16 protein-coding genes are annotated in these 16,287 nt (G+C 52.4%); 10 read left to right on the plus strand and 6 right to left on the minus strand.

The features are described 5' to 3' along the window. Positions 1-852 (plus strand): hypothetical protein, encoded by an 852-nt coding sequence (locus tag IPK01_07240; protein ID MBK7933287.1) that lies wholly within the window; start codon positions 1-3, stop codon positions 850-852. On the opposite strand, the gene IPK01_07245 is transcribed toward IPK01_07240, so the two are convergent. After that, positions 833-2,332, minus strand: coding sequence for a glycerol-3-phosphate dehydrogenase/oxidase (locus IPK01_07245; protein MBK7933288.1), 1,500 nt, complete (start codon positions 2,330-2,332; stop codon positions 833-835). The two genes, IPK01_07240 and IPK01_07245, sit on opposite strands and share 20 nt — an antisense overlap. Positions 2,333-2,393: 61 nt before the next feature. On the opposite strand from IPK01_07245, the gene IPK01_07250 reads away from it, so the two are divergent. Continuing rightward, complete coding sequence (locus tag IPK01_07250; GenBank protein MBK7933289.1) at positions 2,394-2,996, plus strand: DUF2585 family protein; 603 nt, start codon at positions 2,394-2,396, stop codon at positions 2,994-2,996. An 81-nt stretch (positions 2,997-3,077) separates the two neighbouring features. Here the strand turns inward: IPK01_07250 and IPK01_07255 are convergent, their stop codons facing one another. The 4 genes from IPK01_07255 to IPK01_07270 all read right to left on the minus strand — a co-directional run bounded on the left by IPK01_07255 (position 3,078) and on the right by IPK01_07270 (position 6,332). Next, complete coding sequence (locus IPK01_07255; protein MBK7933290.1) at positions 3,078-3,869, minus strand: hypothetical protein; 792 nt, start codon at positions 3,867-3,869, stop codon at positions 3,078-3,080. Positions 3,870-3,874: 5 nt separating this feature from the next. Then, positions 3,875-4,402: a DUF4149 domain-containing protein gene (locus IPK01_07260; protein ID MBK7933291.1), complete on the minus strand. Its 528-nt coding sequence runs from the start codon at positions 4,400-4,402 to the stop codon at positions 3,875-3,877. 68 nt (positions 4,403-4,470) lie between these two features. Continuing rightward, positions 4,471-5,259 (minus strand): WecB/TagA/CpsF family glycosyltransferase, encoded by a 789-nt coding sequence (locus tag IPK01_07265; GenBank protein ID MBK7933292.1) that lies wholly within the window; start codon positions 5,257-5,259, stop codon positions 4,471-4,473. Then, the gene (locus IPK01_07270) at positions 5,259-6,332 is read right to left on the minus strand and encodes a glycosyltransferase family 4 protein (GenBank protein MBK7933293.1); all 1,074 of its coding nucleotides are present in this window, start codon (positions 6,330-6,332) and stop codon (positions 5,259-5,261) included. The genes IPK01_07265 and IPK01_07270 overlap by 1 nt, the downstream gene beginning before the upstream one ends. Positions 6,333-6,434: 102 nt before the next feature. Here IPK01_07270 and IPK01_07275 point away from each other — a divergent pair, with 102 nt between their 5' ends. From IPK01_07275 to IPK01_07305, 7 genes are all read left to right on the plus strand, one after another. After that, entirely contained in the window at positions 6,435-7,976 is a 1,542-nt protein-coding gene (locus IPK01_07275) for a sugar transferase (GenBank protein ID MBK7933294.1), read from the plus strand. After that, positions 7,973-8,818 (plus strand): peptide chain release factor N(5)-glutamine methyltransferase, encoded by an 846-nt coding sequence (gene prmC, locus IPK01_07280; protein ID MBK7933295.1) that lies wholly within the window; start codon positions 7,973-7,975, stop codon positions 8,816-8,818. Before IPK01_07275 ends, prmC begins: the two co-directional genes overlap by 4 nt. 196 nt (positions 8,819-9,014) lie before the next feature. Beyond that, a complete protein-coding gene (locus IPK01_07285) occupies positions 9,015-9,212 on the plus strand; it encodes a hypothetical protein (protein MBK7933296.1) in 198 nt (65 codons plus the stop codon). Between the two features lie 232 nt (positions 9,213-9,444). Next, on the plus strand, positions 9,445-10,014 hold the full coding sequence (locus tag IPK01_07290) for a NifU family protein (GenBank protein MBK7933297.1): 570 nt from the start codon (positions 9,445-9,447) through the stop codon (positions 10,012-10,014). Positions 10,015-10,221: 207 nt separating this feature from the next. Then, positions 10,222-12,000, plus strand: coding sequence for a hypothetical protein (locus IPK01_07295; GenBank protein ID MBK7933298.1), 1,779 nt, complete (start codon positions 10,222-10,224; stop codon positions 11,998-12,000). Positions 12,001-12,175: 175 nt separating this feature from the next. Next, positions 12,176-12,595 (plus strand): hypothetical protein, encoded by a 420-nt coding sequence (locus IPK01_07300; GenBank protein ID MBK7933299.1) that lies wholly within the window; start codon positions 12,176-12,178, stop codon positions 12,593-12,595. Between the two features lie 244 nt (positions 12,596-12,839). Next, a complete protein-coding gene (locus tag IPK01_07305) occupies positions 12,840-13,442 on the plus strand; it encodes a hypothetical protein (protein ID MBK7933300.1) in 603 nt (200 codons plus the stop codon). Between the two features lie 93 nt (positions 13,443-13,535). On the opposite strand, the gene IPK01_07310 is transcribed toward IPK01_07305, so the two are convergent. Continuing rightward, on the minus strand, positions 13,536-14,039 hold the full coding sequence (locus IPK01_07310) for a nuclear transport factor 2 family protein (protein MBK7933301.1): 504 nt from the start codon (positions 14,037-14,039) through the stop codon (positions 13,536-13,538). A 277-nt stretch (positions 14,040-14,316) separates the two neighbouring features. On the opposite strand from IPK01_07310, the gene IPK01_07315 reads away from it, so the two are divergent. Next, complete coding sequence (locus IPK01_07315; protein MBK7933302.1) at positions 14,317-16,263, plus strand: FecR domain-containing protein; 1,947 nt, start codon at positions 14,317-14,319, stop codon at positions 16,261-16,263. Positions 16,264-16,287: the final 24 nt, after the last annotated feature.

The raw sequence follows: 16,287 nt of genomic DNA on the forward strand, positions 1-16,287 counted from the left end.
ATGCGTAAAAGCGTAAGTACATTTCTTTTCTTACTTTTACTAACAACCGCCGCATTCGCCTTGCCCGACATCAGTCCGTCGGCATTTGAAAAACAGGCGACCGAACTAAGAACAAAACTCAAAGGCCGCAGCTTTACCGTGATCGTCGAACGTCCGTTCATCGTCATCGGCGACGAATCGGCGGATAGCGTAACACTGTGGGCCAACGACATAATTCGGGGAACCGTTACGCGTCTAAAGCAGGATTATTTTGCAAAAGACCCGGCAAAGATCCTCGAGATCTGGCTGTTCAAAGACGAAATCTCCTACCGCAAACACGCCAAAGAATTCTTTAACGACGAGCCAGATACCCCTTACGGATACTATTTGCCGTCGAGCAAAGTGCTGGTGATGAACATCGCGACCGGCGGCGGAACGCTTGTTCACGAGATCGTTCATCCGTTTGTCGAGGCTAATTTCCCCGATGCTCCCGCCTGGCTAAACGAAGGCCTCGGTTCGCTCTACGAACAGTCCGGAACCGTTGACGGGCACATATACGGCTACACAAATTGGCGTCTGAATGGACTGCAAAACGGCCTGCGAAAGAAGATCGTCCCGACATTCAAAACCCTGACATCGATGTCCGACGCCGAATTCTACCGCGAAGACACAGGCACCAACTACGCCCAGGCCCGCTATCTTTGCTACTACCTCCAAGAAAAAGGCCTGCTAAGAAAATTCTACAAAGATTTTGTCGCTAACCAAAAGACCGACCCGACCGGTTATAAAACGCTCCAAAGAACGTTGGGCGAACGCGACAAGACGGCTTTCCAAAAACGATGGGAAGCATTTATCATGAAGCTTGTTTTTTAGGCATATATCTTTTTGCTGTTTCGCTAAATCGTCCGACCTCCGCATCGAGCCACGTCTTGTCCTTTCCTAACTCGGAAGCCATTATCTTCGCAACGAGCGGAGCGATCTCGATCGCGTTGGCCGTGTTCAGAAACAACGCGCGCGTTCTGCGGGCAAGGACATCCTCGACGGTCTGAGCCATTTCTTCGCGGACGGCACGAATGACATCGCCACGTGTATAAGGAAGTTCAGAATGGAGAGGCTCGGTATCAACAAACGGCTGCGGGCCGTTGATCTTCAGTTTTTCGGTTACAGACGGCCGAGAGCTCAAATTCGCGATTCGCGACGCCTGATCGACCGCGTCCTCGGCCATGTGCCGATAGGTCGTCCATTTACCGCCAGTTATTGTGAGCAGATCCGAATCATTGATCTCGATCGTGTGACCGCGTGAGAGTGAGGCCGTATTGCGTGTCGAACTTGATGCGACGAGTGGGCGAATGCCGGTGAAGAGGCTCAAAATATCGCGGCGTGCCGGCTTTGTCGTCAGATACTGGCCCACCGTTTCGAGAACGAAATCAATTTCAAAGTCGAAAGCGTTTGGCTCAAGTTCGGCCTCAGGAATCGGTGTATCGGTGGTGCCGACAAGCGTCCGGCCGTGCCACGGGATGCAAAAGAGGACGCGGCCGTCGCCGGTTTTCGGAATCATGATCGCACTGTCACCGGGCAGAAAGCTACGGTCGAAAACGAGATGGATGCCTTGACTGAGTGTGACGATCGGTTTCGAAGACTCGTCGGACATCGTCCTTACCGCGTCGCAAAATGCTCCGGTCGCATTGATCACGGCCTTGGCGTTGATCGCGAAATTTTCGCCAGCCAATACGTCTTCGAATTCAATTCCACTGACCTTTCCTTCAGGGCTTTTCAAGAGCGACGAAACGCGAGCATAATTCAGCACGGCCGCACCTTGTTCATGGGCCGTTCGAGCCATATCGATCAACAGCCGCGTATCGTCAAATTGCCCGTCGCTATACAAAACGCCGCCCGCGAGGCCAGCTTGTATGACTGTTGGCAGTCGTTCGATCGTTTCGGATCGCGACAGAATTCGTGACTTGCCTAAGCTGTATTTGCCCGACAACAGATCGTAGATCCTGAGCCCGACGCCGTAATAGAATTTCTGCCATCGGCTGTAGCACGGAACTATGAACTCCTGACGATGCACAACATGCGGAGCATTTCGCAGCAGGACGCCGCGTTCTTTGAGAGCTTCGCGGACGAGCGAGATGTTGCCTTGGGCAAGATAGCGCACGCCGCCGTGGACAAGTTTTGTCGAACGGCTCGACGTGCCTTTGCCAAAATCTGACTGTTCGACGAGCAGAACATCAAACCCGCGTGAAGCGGCGTCGACCGCACAGCCGACGCCCGTCGAGCCTCCGCCGACGACAACGATGTCCCAAGATGTCGTGCGTGAGCGGACGCGTTCGAGTATTTGGTTTCGATCCATCAAAAACGAATTTAGCAGATTACTTGCAAATTGAATCCAATACAACGACAATTTCAAAGCAATGTACGTAGATCCAGACGAAAAGCCGCTATTCTCGATAGAAACGTCAAAGGATTATATTCCGTTCACATTAATGTTTTGCTCGACGTTGCTTGCGATGGCCATTTTGCGGTGGCAGGGACGAGTTTGGTGGTGTCAGGTGGGCGATTACGGACCGTGGGCAGGGGATATTTGGTCGGCACACACGTCACAGCACCTGATCGATCCGTATTCGTTCACGCATGTTTTCCACGGCGTACTTGCTTTTTGGATCATTGGTTTTATTTTTCGGAAGATGCCAATCCCTTGGCGATTATTGGTAGCGGTAATCTTTGAAGGCGGCTGGGAGATCGCGGAAAATTCGACGTATGTCATCCAGCGTTACCGCGAAGCGACCATCTCGCTCGACTATTTTGGAGATTCCGTGATAAATTCTCTGGCCGATATCACTGCCTGTGCTACCGGTTTTGTCATAGCGTATAAGCTGAGATTCTGGCGATCACTCGCAGTCTTTGCCGCAACCGAGGCCGTCTTGATCTTCACCATCCGCGACAGCCTGCTCATTAATATCCTAATGCTTATCTACCCGATCGAGGCCATAAAGGCGTGGCAGATCGGCGGGTGAGTTCTAGACTGTGAAACGTACAAAACGGCGCGAAATAGTATTTCCTGTTTCGCGTCCTTTCGTATGTTTAGCGGTTGGTCTTTATCTTTCGCCTCTCGCCGCCTCAACTGAGGTTTCGAGGTCTACGGCAAGCTTGCGTGAGCCGGGCTGATCAAACGTCTCGGTCCATCGGAGGGCTTCATCTAAAACGCGGAGTTGGTATTCGCGCCAATTTGGTTTTCCGGCGACGGAGCCGAAGTCACCGTTGTAGTAGGCCGTTCGCGGCGGACGGACCTTGTCGGTCAACTTTGGATCGACCGAGAGCAGCATTGTCGGAATTCCGGCCATTTCGACGCAGCGGGCGATGATGCCGAGCGTTTGGTGGCATAGCGGCGACGCAGGAACGAACAGTGCCGCGTGTATTTCGTATCGAGCGAGGCGGTCGGCGATCGCGGGAGCGAGTTCCTTGGCGACGCGTTCGGCATTCGGGATGTGGCTGCTGACGCTCCACCAGACATTGTTGAGGCCGCCGATCACGCCGTTTTCGGCATATTCGAGCAGACGATCGACCGGGATCTGCGAATTACGGTCTGCCATCACGTCCTTCGGGTCATAGCCCTTCGCTGCATAACGCAGATCGTCGGCTTCGACCTCGACGGGGATCTCTCGGTACGTCACGTCGCCGTCTTTCGACTCAATATCGAATGCATCCGTGCCATCAATATAAGCGCCGGCCGAAGTAACCAGCGCAAGATTTAGCATAGGCAAGGCCCGGCGAACCGGCGTGAACGGTGCGTGAACGTTCTCCACGAACGGATAGCCGCCAAGATCCACATTTGCGTTCCATACCGCAAACCGCCGCGAAAAAGTGTCCAGTTGTTCGATCAATTCCATAACGTCTATATCTTAAACTCTTTTTGAAAATCGTAAACATCGGCTTCGTCGATTTTCGCCGTATTGAATTTGCGGTTCGCGATGATGAAGAATGCGAGCAGAGCCGCGATCATCGCCGCCATCAGCATCCATTCGGACCATTGATGAAGCGAGTTAAATTGTATCCGCAATGGGTCGTCTACAGCGACCTCGTCGATCGGTCTGCCCATCTGACCACGCACGGACGAGAGCCAAAATCCGATCACAAATTGCCCGACCGCACACGCCGCAGCAATCGCGAGCAACAAAAACCGTTCGATCCACAACCACAGCTGATTGACCTTGGCAGATGCGACGAGCGACGTGACGATCAGCAAGACGGCGATAGCCATACCTCCATAATTCAGTATCGACAAAGTTCGGTTTACTACCAAACCAGCAAGTTCACGCTCAGGCAAAACCGCGAACGCACTCTGGGCAACACCGATAAAGAACACCGCGGCACCAAGCCAAACTGCTAGTAGGAGAAGTCGGATGTCGGAAAAAAACTTCATACCTAAGATTATGACGTGAACGCTGCGGAAACGCGAGTGTGAACGAGAGCACCAACGCGGTGCTTGAACTAGGCACGCTCCTTAACAGTCACGTTTCTGCCTTTCATCAACTGCATCGCTGCAAGAAACATAAATCGCGGATTCAGAATAAGATACCGCCGCCATAACCGTCTAGGTTCCTGCGTCAGGCGATAGAGCCATTCGAGTCCCAATTTGCCTATCCAATCCGGGCATTCGCGGACGTTGCCTGCGTAAAAATCGAACGACGCCCCAACGCCGAGCATCACGGCTCTTAGCCTGTCCCGATGTGCAGACATCCAATTTTCCTGCTTGGGACACCCGAGGCCCATAAATAACAGGTCAGGCGAAGCCGCGTTTATTGCGTCTACGATCGCGGCATCTTCTTCGTCAGTCAGCGGACGGAACGGAGGTGAATATGCGTACACGATATCTAGATCGGGAAGTTCGCGTCCGACGCGAGCCTTGATCGCATCGATCACTTCTTGCTTTCCGCCGTAAAAGCCGACGGTGAGGCCGTTTTTCGCGGCATATTCGCACAACGCGATCATCAGATCGTTCGCACGAATTCGCTGTGCATCGTGTCGGCCTTGCCGTCTCTGCATCCATACCAGCGGCATTCCGTCGGTGACGATCAGGTCGGCGGCATTCACTTTCTTGCCGAATTCCGCGTCGTCATGCGATTCCATCACCATATGAACCGTCGAAAAACAAACATAACCGCCTCTACCTGCTCGAACAAGCGCGTCGATCGAAGCGATCGCCCTGTCGTGATCCAACACGTTCGGCCATAGGCTGACCACGCGAACGCGGTCGCTAATTGTGAGTCGTTCGGCCATTATTTGTCCCTCGGCGACACCTCATCGTATATTCTCTCCAGTTTTTCGACATATGCGCCGATTTCAAAATGGTCACGGATCGTCGCCGCCGCATTCTCTCGCAAGGGCTTACAGCCGCCTATCTGGTTCAATAACCGCCCGAGAACAGCCGCAAGCAGATCACTGTTTTTCGGCTCGACGAGGTATCCGTTTTGACCATCGCGAATTATCGCTCGGATCGCCGGAATGTCTGATGCGACAACGATGCAGCCGGCCGCCATTGCTTCGAGCAGCGCCATCGAAAGGCCTTCGAACGCGGACGGTAAAACGAATATGTCGGAGCCGGCAAGTGCCTTCCATTTCTCCGTTCCGGAAACAACACCGCCGTATTCGAACGAACTGCCAAGTACTCGTTGCAATTCACCAACAAAGGACTTCCGCATGGGCCCGTCACCATAGGCACGAAATAAAAATTCACTGCTGCCGCTTTTTAGGATCCGGCAGGCATCGATGACCTCGTCAAGGCCTTTTGATTGGTGCATCCGGCCAAGGAAAACGACAACCGGCGGCCCGTTTCTTTCTGTGCGGGCCTCGACCGCTCCGAGCGAAATCGCGTTTGGCAGCACGGCAAGATCGATCGCCAGCCAGCGCTCCCGCAATGATGTCCGTGCGTCGTCGCTGAGAACCAAAACACGTTCAGCCCGACCAAGCATCCGCCCTGCCATTTTCTCGATGTGACTGCTGTTAAAGCGTTCCCTCAAATTTTCGCCGCCATGCACCGACAAGATCACCGGCGTTCCCGTAAATCGAGCGCAGCGGACAAGCACGGCATCGCGGCAGACCGCCAGCACGGTCATCGCCGTATTGATATGAACAACATCCGGCGAACTGCTGCGAATCCGCTGCAAAAACCGAAGTGGCAATACGAGTTGTCTCGCCAGCCACAACAGCTTATTCTCGCTGCCGTCTTTCCTTCCGGCCTCGAAATGGTCAAATTCACCCGAGCTGTATTGAATGATCTGCCGCGCGACCGTCGAGATGCCGCTGACATTGCGGGTTTCATCTAGGCTTGGTGCTGTGATCAGAACTTTCATACGGCAAAACCAAGAATACCCCAACGGCACCGGTCATGTCAGCCGAAGTTCGCGGGGAGCGTTTGCACAAGTCGCCGTATTGCCTTACAAATGTAGTGAGTTATGCAGGCAGAACGAGCGGCCGGCGGCCGCAAATTAACAAAAGCTGAGAATCGCGTCCCTGCGTGGATACTGCCGTCGGTAAAATATACCGTCGGGGCGGTCGACGTTTGCATCGCCGCAATAAGTATCGTGCTTGCATTCAAATTACGCGAAGGCGAATCTGTTCTGGCGATAGACACGTGGGCGTGGTCGCCGGAATTTTCACCGTATGTCGGGATACTCTATTTTGCAGTCGTTGTGAGGCTTCTGCTTTTTATGCAGCAGCGTGTGTATCGTTTTCACGGTGCTTTTTCTTATACACGTGAGGCGGCTAAGGTATTTCGAGCTGTTTTCGTCGGCTCTTTGCTGATCGTGGCGTGGGCGTTCTTGTTTCGCGGCGGCTATACATTTCGCGAATTTTCGTATTCCCGATTTGTCTTCTTTCTCGATTTTGGCATCGCGTTGGTGCTATATTCCTCGTTTCATCTATTGATCAGGTTCGTGCAGACTTGGGTTCGGAACCGTGATATCAATCTGATACCGACACTTATTGTCGGCACAAATGCCGAGGCGGCTCAAACAATAACGCTGCTTCGCGAACGCCCAAATCTCGGCTATCGAGTGATCGGAGCAGTATCAGGTGACGCGGCCGCCGGCACGGAAACGCATTTTGCTGACACTCCGCTGGTCGGCGGAATCGACGATCTGACCGACGCGATCCGCGATCTTGAGATACAGGAAGTAATCATCACGGATGACCGCATAGCTCCCGAACTGCTCTTCGAAACAATGATGCAGGTTGGACGAAAGCAGCGGGTCGAATTTCGGTTTGCTCCGAGCGTTTTCAATCTGCTGCCCCAAAAAACGAGCGTCGAACAGATCGGTGTACTTCCGATGGTACGACTCTTTCGAGAGCCGCTGTCCGATACGCAACGATTTCTCAAACGCACGTCCGACCTCGCAATATCGCTGGCCGCTTCGATTATCACGCTGCCGTTCTGGCTCATTTCCGCGATCGCGATCAAGCTGGATTCAAGCGGGCCTATACTCTTCAGGCAGGAACGCATCGGCATGGACGGCCGCCGCTTTCTCTGCTACAAATTTCGCACAATGACCGTCGATGCAGATGAAAATATCCATCGCGAAGCATACGTCAAGAATATCGAGGGTCGACACGACGCTAATTCGGGCGACGACGATTCGCCGGTATTTGGAAAAGTGAAAGATGACCCGCGGATCACCCGCGTCGGACGCGTTCTTCGCCAAACGAGCCTCGATGAGTTGCCGCAATTCCTGAATGTATTTCGCGGCGAGATGAGTGTTGTCGGCCCGCGTCCGCCGATACCGTATGAGGTAGAGGAATACCTTCCGTGGCACCGCAAACGACTGGACATGAAGCCCGGCATCACCGGCCTTTGGCAGGTTTCGGGCCGAAATCGACTGACCTTTGACGAGATGGTCCGTGTTGATATCTATTACATCGAAAACTGGTCGCTGCTGCTCGATCTCAAGATCATCTTCCTTACGCTGCCAGCCATGATCAACGGAGACGGGGCCCGATGACCATCGCCAAAAGCCTCAAACTTGCCGCTGCGATCCTACGCGATGCGGGTGTTGCTCAACCGGAACGCGAGGCCGCATCGCTTTTGATGTTCGCTATAAAACGTGACCGTACGTTTCTTATCGCACACAATGAATACGAGTTGACCGAGGCCGAATCGCGAACATATTCAAGTCTCATAGCCCGCCGCCAAACTCGTGAACCATTTCAACACATCGTCCGAAATCAAGAGTTTTATCGTCTCGATTTTGTGGTATCACCTGACGTGTTGATCCCGCGGCATGAGACCGAGTTACTTGTCGAGGCCGCGATCGAAATATTGAACGGGAAAGAAAACGCTCGCATTCTTGATATCGGTACAGGCTCAGGCTGCATCGCCGTTTCGATACTGCACAACTTGCCGACCGTTACTGCGACAGCAATTGATATTTCAGAAAGCGCTCTGGCCATCGCTAAGAAAAATGCCGATACCATTGGTGTTGCCGGGCGGATAAGATTTTTGCGATCGGATCTCTATCAGGCACTCGATCCGCAAGAATTCGAGATCATTGTCTCAAATCCGCCGTATATTCCTGCTGAAGAGTTTGCAACGCTTCAAGCCGAGGTTCGCGATTTCGATCCGATCATTGCACTAACAGACGGTGCTGACGGCTTGTCGATCATCAGGAAGATCGTCGCCGACGCACCGCGATATCTTAGCCGAAGCGGCCATCTACTCGTCGAGATCGGTTTCGGCCAAGCCGCAGCTGTTGCGGAAATGTTCGATCTAAAGTTGTGGGTCGAACCGGTGTTTATTGACGATATGCAGGGAATCGCACGAATAGTAAAATCCGAGGTAAAATAGCCCCGATCAGGCCTGTTAATAAGAGCTTGCGTTTCGCGGATAAGTGGAGTTAATATGGTGTTGGATTCCAGCTAGCGCAATATTGAAAGTTTTTTTGGATCGAATGCCGCCGGTCATTTCCATTGGGTATTGGAACGGCGAAGGAGCTGGAAGGTCGACTAAAGTTGTGTCCTTTTGACGTTCGGAGGTGATTTCAGTGAAAGGTGTACTTGGTGGTCTAATTGCATTTGTTTGTCTCGTTTTGGCCGGAGTTTGCTTCTATATGTTTCAGCACTCCGGAACCACGATGTATGCTGTCGGTGCCGGTATTTTTGGGCTGCTGATGGTTATTTTCGGAGCAATGTTTTTGTCCGGACGAGTCAATAAGACAGAAGATATCCATATTACCGAATAGGTGACGGGTGTCTTTTGCGGACTGAGATCTTGGCGTTTGGTGCGGTTTGGGCTCAACGCGAACGGTTATTTTCGTTTCGAAGCGGTGGTTGGAATTGATTCAATTTCTGCCGCCGTTCTTAGTTTTGACGAAGCGATTGTGAAATACAGCCGAACTTAGGTTATAATGTTGACTTAAATGTAATGATTAAAGGCCATCGCATTTAAGAGCAGAAAGTTAAGGTAATTCAACAATGCCAAAGATTGCAGACATACAAGAAACGCCCAATCCCAATGCGGTAAAGTTCATTCTTAAAGACCCCGTATCGCACGGCACGTCGCACTCGTTCAAATCGTTCGAGGATGCCCGTGAAAACCAGCTCGCGAAGTCGATCTTCGAGACCGGGAATGTTGTCTCCGTGTTTTACATGGATAAGATGGTCACTGTAGAAAAGACCGACGAGGCCGAATGGGACGAAATATTGCCTGACCTGGCTGTGCCGATCCGGGCCGCCGAACCGGTTGCTATTTCCAATGGTAACGGGAAAGGAGCGGCCGTAGCAGTCGGTGGTGCGATCGCTATCGCCGCAAGCGACGACCCGAAGCTTGCGCAGATCAACGAACTCCTCGATGAACGCATTCGTCCTTACCTCGCCAGCGACGGCGGCTGGCTCGAGATCATCGAACTCGCAGATAACACCCTTAAGATCCGATACGAAGGAGCCTGCGGCAGCTGCCCGAGTTCGCTTACCGGTACGCTTATGGCGATCGAGAACATGATCAAAGAAGAGGTCGACCCCAATATTACGGTAGTCGCTACGTAAAACCCGGTACAACGCGATTGTCGTTAATTTGTTAATACAAAAGAATTTCTTGACATATTTCGCCTAAATTCGTCATAATTCGAATGAAGGCGATTTAGCGCGAACCGCCTCTCACACAAGTGCAACAACTTTCTGCACCGATATCCGCCGAACGCATACATTTCCAAACAAACATTTGCGCTTTCAATTAGTTGGAGGAGAAACGTAGTGAATAGTGAAGAACTCGAACAGAGTCTGAGGGCTGAATTCGAGAGTTATCTCAAAGGTGTCTTTGCCGCAATGCGCGAGGAGACCGCCGAATTCCAGAAAAAGATCGAGGCCGAGTTTGAAAGCCAGAAAGCACGGATCGACGAAGCTTTTGGAGCTTTTTCCGCACGTTTTGACGCTGAACATAAGTTCGACGAGGCCTTCACTGAGGCAGTCATCGAACACATGCGCCTCGCTCGCGATGAGGGAGCCCAGATCTCCGCAAAGGCATTTACCGAAGCCGAGGAAATGGAACGGGCGGCGACACCTGAGGTCAATTTTGCCGATATCAAAGAGGCGATCAACGACATCAGCAGCAAAGATTCGCAATCGTCGATCTTGAAATCGCTCATCCATCATGCTGCAAATTACACGCCTCGCGGTGCATTTTTCATTATCAAAAATGAGCATTTTGTCGGATGGAAGGTCTTTGGAAAAGAAGGCACCACCGGCGAAGATTCGATCCGTGAGATACATTTCCCGATCCCAGCCGATTCGATCCTCGGAAAGGCCGTCACCTCGCTGACCACCGTCGAAGGCTCTTCGGGAACCTTCCCTGACGATTCGGCGTTCCTCGATGCTCTCGAATTTGGTGCTCCCGACCGCATGTATGCGATCCCGCTGACCGCTCGCGGACGCGGTGTTGCGGTGCTGTATGCCGATTACGGTCATGAGGGCGTCAACCTGAATACCGATGCTCTCGAATCGCTCGTAAGGGTCGCCGGTATGACGGTAGAGTTGTTGGCGTCGGCAAAAACCATTCGTACGGCTCCTGATGCCGCTTCCATAGAGGATCATGCCGATTCGCATGACCTCAATCCAACAGTCGATTATAGCCGCGAGGAATTTCAAAGTGCTGTTGCTTCATTTGACCAGCACGAATTGCCCGCGTTCGAGGAACCTGTAGTTGAGACGTCATTCGAAACGCCATCCGCTTTTGCGGAAACGACGCCGTTCAATGAACCGACGGTTGCTGCGTTCGAACCTCAGGTCCAAACCGCAGAGCCTGCAGCCGACGAAGTCGGCGGATTTGATTTCCAGCCGGCCGTTGCCGACGATGGGCCTGCCTTCTCGTCATTTAAGAACGATGATGTCGATGAGTTTGCGTCGACCCATGCATTCGATGTCGAACGCGTTACCGACGAACCCGAAACTGAGTCTGCACCACCTGTCTTTTCGACGCCGTTCGAAATACCTGCTCCGCCGGTCACCGAATCGGCAATGGTCTTTGATGCGCCTCGCGAAGAAGACGAAAATCCATTCGAGGCCGCACCTTTCGAAGAAGCCAAATTCGACTCATCTCCATTCGATCATCAGGTCGAAACCTTTGCTCCTGTTGATAATGGGCAGGCATTTGAGCCGGCACCGGCCGTTGAGGTCGAAACCGTATCGGCAGTGGCCGCTCCGCCGCGATCACGTTTGTCCGACCGCAACGTCGATCTGCCGATCGATGTCGCTGAGGACGAACGACGGCTGCACAACGACGCCCGCCGCTTTGCCCGCCTGCTCGTATCTGAGATCAAACTCTATAATGAGAAGAAGGTGCAAGAGGGTCGTGAGGCGAGCGATATATACGACCGGCTCCGCGAGGCTATCGACCGCTCACGCGAGATGTACGACAAACGTGTCCAGCCGCCCGTTGCCGCCAAGTTTGACTATTTTCATTTCGAGGTTGTTAACGCCCTCGGTGAAGGAGATGAAACTCGCCTGGGCAAGAACTATCCGGGAGCAACCATTTAGACCGGTCATCAATTCAAGAAATGAAAAGGCAGCCTGCAAAGGCTGCCTTTTTTGCATTTTGGTAAGCCGCCGAAATGAACCCAAAAATTATGAGCCTATTTATCCATTTTTGTCGCATTATTTAGGGACAAAAGAAAAACCGGCGCTGTGCAGCACCGCACTCGAGGAGAATCAAATGAACAAACACGGCATTTCTGTCATTTTTACGCTTCTGTCGTTGATCGGGGTTTCAATCGGATGCAGCTTGTGGGGATCGGCCGCCAAAAATCCGGTCGACCAACTTGTTACATTGTGCAAGGATAACAAGCTCAACGAAGCTGCCAAGCACATGCGGTACACCGGCACCGATAAATCCAAAAAAGATACCTCGGCAAACTATGATACCGGCGATGCCGATGAACGGCGTCAAGTCGAGATGAGTTGTAAGCGGTTCAAATTCATGTCCGAGACGACCTACACCGTTAGCCCCGAACGAATGGAACAAGGCTTTCATGTCTATGACGTAGAAGTAAAATCAGGAAGCGGTAAGGTCGGCAAAGAACTATGGGCATTCAAGAAAACCGGATCTGATTACATTTTGGTAGATATCGATTAACCTGCATCCGGGAGACACACGTGAATACCAATAGGATGAATGGAGGCGCAAAATGTTGGGAGTAGTAATTAGGTGGATAATAGGCAGTATTCGGGACTTGGTGGCAAGGAAGAGCCTTGAGGACAAACTCGGCCGAAAGGTGGCTTCACACGAGATCTTTTCATTAGGAGCCAATATTGAGGCCGCTGAGATCACTCAACAAGCTTCTTCTGACCCACCCCAGCCTTTACCACCGCCCCAGCCCATGAGCAGGAACACGAAGATCGCCCTGGCCTCCGTCGCCACGGGTTTTCTCTTCCTGGCCGGCGTCGGTGTCCTGTTCGTTGTTGTTATGATGATGCCGGAGGCTACATATAACCGTCTCAATCCCTTCACTCCAAAGGCTCCCGCCGGAGCTTTTCCGGTTGCCATCGCTGGTTTTGAACGAGCAACGGAACCGCTCTACGAAAAACCGCGGGACTCGGAGTATTACGGCTTCAAAACTTACTTCAAGCGTGGTCAGCGTTCGATCTCATATGCACTCTATGTATTCAAATCACAGGAGGGGCCAAAGAAACGAATGGATGGCCGGTATTTTGTCGGCGGCGTCCCGATAGTCAAGGAAAAGACAGATTCGCGTACGGTCATTGTCGACAAAGAAAATGGCCGGACCACTATAGAGCTTACTAACGGCAACAGTCTGATTCATTTATCAGCCGGAAACCTCGCCGACGCGATCGAATTCGAAAACGCCCTTCCATACGCCGCCCTCGGCCTCGAACAACCCCCGCCTCGCTTCGCCCCGGTCGCAGACGTTTCGACGGCCACGCCACCCAAGCCAATTGGGCCGAAAAAAACGACACCATAGACGTTGATTCAATTTCGAACTTCTTGTCGCCGTCATCGCACAAAAACGCCGGAATGCAGTTGCACCTCGGCGTTGATCCTGTTGGTCCAGATGCTAATTCGTCCGCTCGGACGGGAACACCGGACGAGTCGCGTCGGGGTTGTCGGGGGAGGTGTGGCGGTGGACGACCTTCCATTCCTTACCGATCAGCTTATAAACGAGGGTCATTCGGCCCGAGGCACTTTCGAGCTTGCCGTCGTTCTCCTGTGTTTGCTTCCATTTACAGCTGACGTACGCCGTGTTTGCACTAAGCATCTCGACACGCAGGCCGGTGATCTCGAGAGACACATTAGATAGCCGTGCGTAGATCTTTTCGTTTACCGACCGCACGTTTTCCCAACCGATCGTTGCCGAGCCGTTGTTGTTGAAGATCAGCAGGCGGTCGCTCTTTTCGTAAGCGGCCATTACTTTGTCCAGATCGACCTGTTTTATACCTTCCACAAGCCGGTCAAATGCAGCATTCACAGCCTTTTTGGGATCGGCCTTCACAGCCTTTTGGCCGAATGCCGAGAATGTAAGTAACGCGATCGTAAACGCGATAAATATTGCTTTTTTCATAAATTCTCCCTGCTTTGTTACCTCTGAGTTTATAACCCGCCCGGCGTGCCTGGCAAGTGATATTTGATGCACTATTTGGTATCGGTTTAATGACGTCGGCGCACTATTTGGTTTGGTACCTAACATATAGAAAGTCGCATTAGCTTTGTTTTTCGCAACGATCAGTAAATACGAGCTTTAGGTACAGTTATTGCAGTCAAGCCATGTAAAGGTTGACGTATTGATGGCATCGACCCAACTTCAGATACAGAAACCTAAAAATTAGGAGGGAAAGCATATGCATTCCAAATTTATAAAATTGCTGCCGACGGCGTTGTTAGCTGTATTGACGGTCATTCCGTTTGTTTTTGCGACACCGTCCCAAACTCTCAATTTACCTGAATCCGAGATGTATACTGTTGCTGACGACGAAGCCGATATGCCGGATGTGACGGCTCGTGTCGCCCGCGTTAGTTACATCGACGGTGATGCCCAGATCCGGCGTCTCGACAGTCAGGATTGGGAAAAAATAACCCTCAATCTTCCGATCGTCGAGGGTGACGAGATCACGACTTCGCTCGGCTCGCGTGTCGAGATCCAATTCAATAGCAAAACGCATTTGCGGCTGACCGCCAACTCCTATCTGCGTATCCTCAAACTCAAGGACGAAGGAATCGCCATTAGCTTGCCCGAAGGGAGTTTGAGTGTGCGGCTCGTCGATTTTGACAAGGAGCGCTCCTATTTTGAGATCGACGCACCGAATACGACGATCGCCGCTCAGCGTTCAGGCATGTACCGACTCGATGCCGGAAAACAGGGCGACGATGAGATCCGTGTCACTGTGCTCGACAAGGGCGAGGCACGTGTTTATTCGGACATGTCAGGTTTTACGATCAAATCCGGCCGCAGTTCTCGCATATTTATTTCCGGCAACAACGCCGGCGAATGGGAAACGGGCGATGCATCGCGGTATGCTGATGATTTTGACACGTGGGCATTGCAGCGAGATGTAGTAATTACTGAACAGCTAAAAACGGCATATTACGATAAATATTACGACCAAGATATTTATGGTGCCGAAGAGCTTACCGCGAATGGAGAGTGGATCAATACTAATAAATACGGATACGTTTGGCGTCCTTACCGATCTGCCACGAGCCGTTATACCGCGTGGTCGCCCTATCGCTACGGCCACTGGCGTTGGGTGCCGCCATTTGGCTGGACATGGGTCAACGATGAGCCTTGGGGTTGGGCGACGTATCACTACGGACGTTGGTTCTACGACGACGGCTATTGGAACTGGTCGCCGTACGGCTATTACCGTTACAGCCGTAGCTGGTGGCAACCGGCACTCGTAATATTCACGAGTTGGGGCGGTAATTATTGCTGGTATCCCCTGCCGTACAGTTATGCGTATTACAACTACAATTATTACTATTTCAATAGCCATCATGGCGGACACCACGGAAACGGCCACAATAACGGCAATCCAACCCCGTCGCCGACTCCTGACCCGCGCGGAATCAAGGTCCGACAGACGCCGATCGAAATAGTACCGGTGACCGGTGTCATCACCGTCAAGACCGACAAGTTCGGGATCAAGAATAGCGGTGCGACCGTATTAGATGCCACTCTCGCAAAATCGCTTCTGACCCGAATACCTGACATCAAGCAGAACGCTCCGATCTTGCCTGAATACGGCCAGGTCAAGAACAATCTGGGTGTTGACATTAAGACGGCCCGGCCGCAACTGGCGGTCAAAGTCGACGGGATCAAGACCGGTGCGGCTGTTCGCAAAACCGATACTCCACTCGACAATGAATTGCGAACTACACGAAATCTGGGAGGCCGCCCGCCAGTGAAAACTGTCGATCCTGTTCGAACAGACAGCGGTCTCCAACCATCAACAATACGTCAAACCGGTGGTGTCGATCGTTCGACGGAACGTACGTCACAGCCGGTAAAGCAGGCGCCGACGTATAACCCGCCGTCGTACACGCCGCCGACAACCCGGAGCGAGACTGTCCGTGAGCCCATAAGACAGGCTCCGGTTTACAATCCGCCGCCGCGTCAGCGTGACCCTGAACCGGTACGGCAGCCACCGGTCCGCAACGACCCGCCGCCTCGTCAGCGTGATCCCGAACCGGTTCGCCAACCGCCTAAGGAAACGCCCAAACCGCAGCCAAAGGCTGATCCGCCGCCTGCGAAAAGCGGAAGTGTCGATCGGAAGAAAGATGGACGATAATTCAATTGGCAGGACGTTTGGAAA

It is taken from the genome of Acidobacteriota bacterium, assembly GCA_016713675.1.
Lineage (GTDB): Bacteria > Acidobacteriota > Blastocatellia > Pyrinomonadales > Pyrinomonadaceae > OLB17.

Coding starts and splice junctions, on each gene's coding strand:
- IPK01_07240 (MBK7933287.1), top strand. CDS start 1: ATGCGTAAAAGCGTAAGTACATTTCTTTTCTTACTTTTACTAACAACC.
- IPK01_07245 (MBK7933288.1), bottom strand. CDS start 2,332: ATGGATCGAAACCAAATACTCGAACGCGTCCGCTCACGCACGACATCT.
- IPK01_07250 (MBK7933289.1), top strand. CDS start 2,394: ATGTACGTAGATCCAGACGAAAAGCCGCTATTCTCGATAGAAACGTCA.
- IPK01_07255 (MBK7933290.1), bottom strand. CDS start 3,869: ATGGAATTGATCGAACAACTGGACACTTTTTCGCGGCGGTTTGCGGTA.
- IPK01_07260 (MBK7933291.1), bottom strand. CDS start 4,402: ATGAAGTTTTTTTCCGACATCCGACTTCTCCTACTAGCAGTTTGGCTT.
- IPK01_07265 (MBK7933292.1), bottom strand. CDS start 5,259: ATGGCCGAACGACTCACAATTAGCGACCGCGTTCGCGTGGTCAGCCTA.
- IPK01_07270 (MBK7933293.1), bottom strand. CDS start 6,332: ATGAAAGTTCTGATCACAGCACCAAGCCTAGATGAAACCCGCAATGTC.
- IPK01_07275 (MBK7933294.1), top strand. CDS start 6,435: ATGCAGGCAGAACGAGCGGCCGGCGGCCGCAAATTAACAAAAGCTGAG.
- prmC (MBK7933295.1), top strand. CDS start 7,973: ATGACCATCGCCAAAAGCCTCAAACTTGCCGCTGCGATCCTACGCGAT.
- IPK01_07290 (MBK7933297.1), top strand. CDS start 9,445: ATGCCAAAGATTGCAGACATACAAGAAACGCCCAATCCCAATGCGGTA.
- IPK01_07300 (MBK7933299.1), top strand. CDS start 12,176: ATGAACAAACACGGCATTTCTGTCATTTTTACGCTTCTGTCGTTGATC.
- IPK01_07305 (MBK7933300.1), top strand. CDS start 12,840: ATGAGCAGGAACACGAAGATCGCCCTGGCCTCCGTCGCCACGGGTTTT.
- IPK01_07310 (MBK7933301.1), bottom strand. CDS start 14,039: ATGAAAAAAGCAATATTTATCGCGTTTACGATCGCGTTACTTACATTC.
- IPK01_07315 (MBK7933302.1), top strand. CDS start 14,317: ATGCATTCCAAATTTATAAAATTGCTGCCGACGGCGTTGTTAGCTGTA.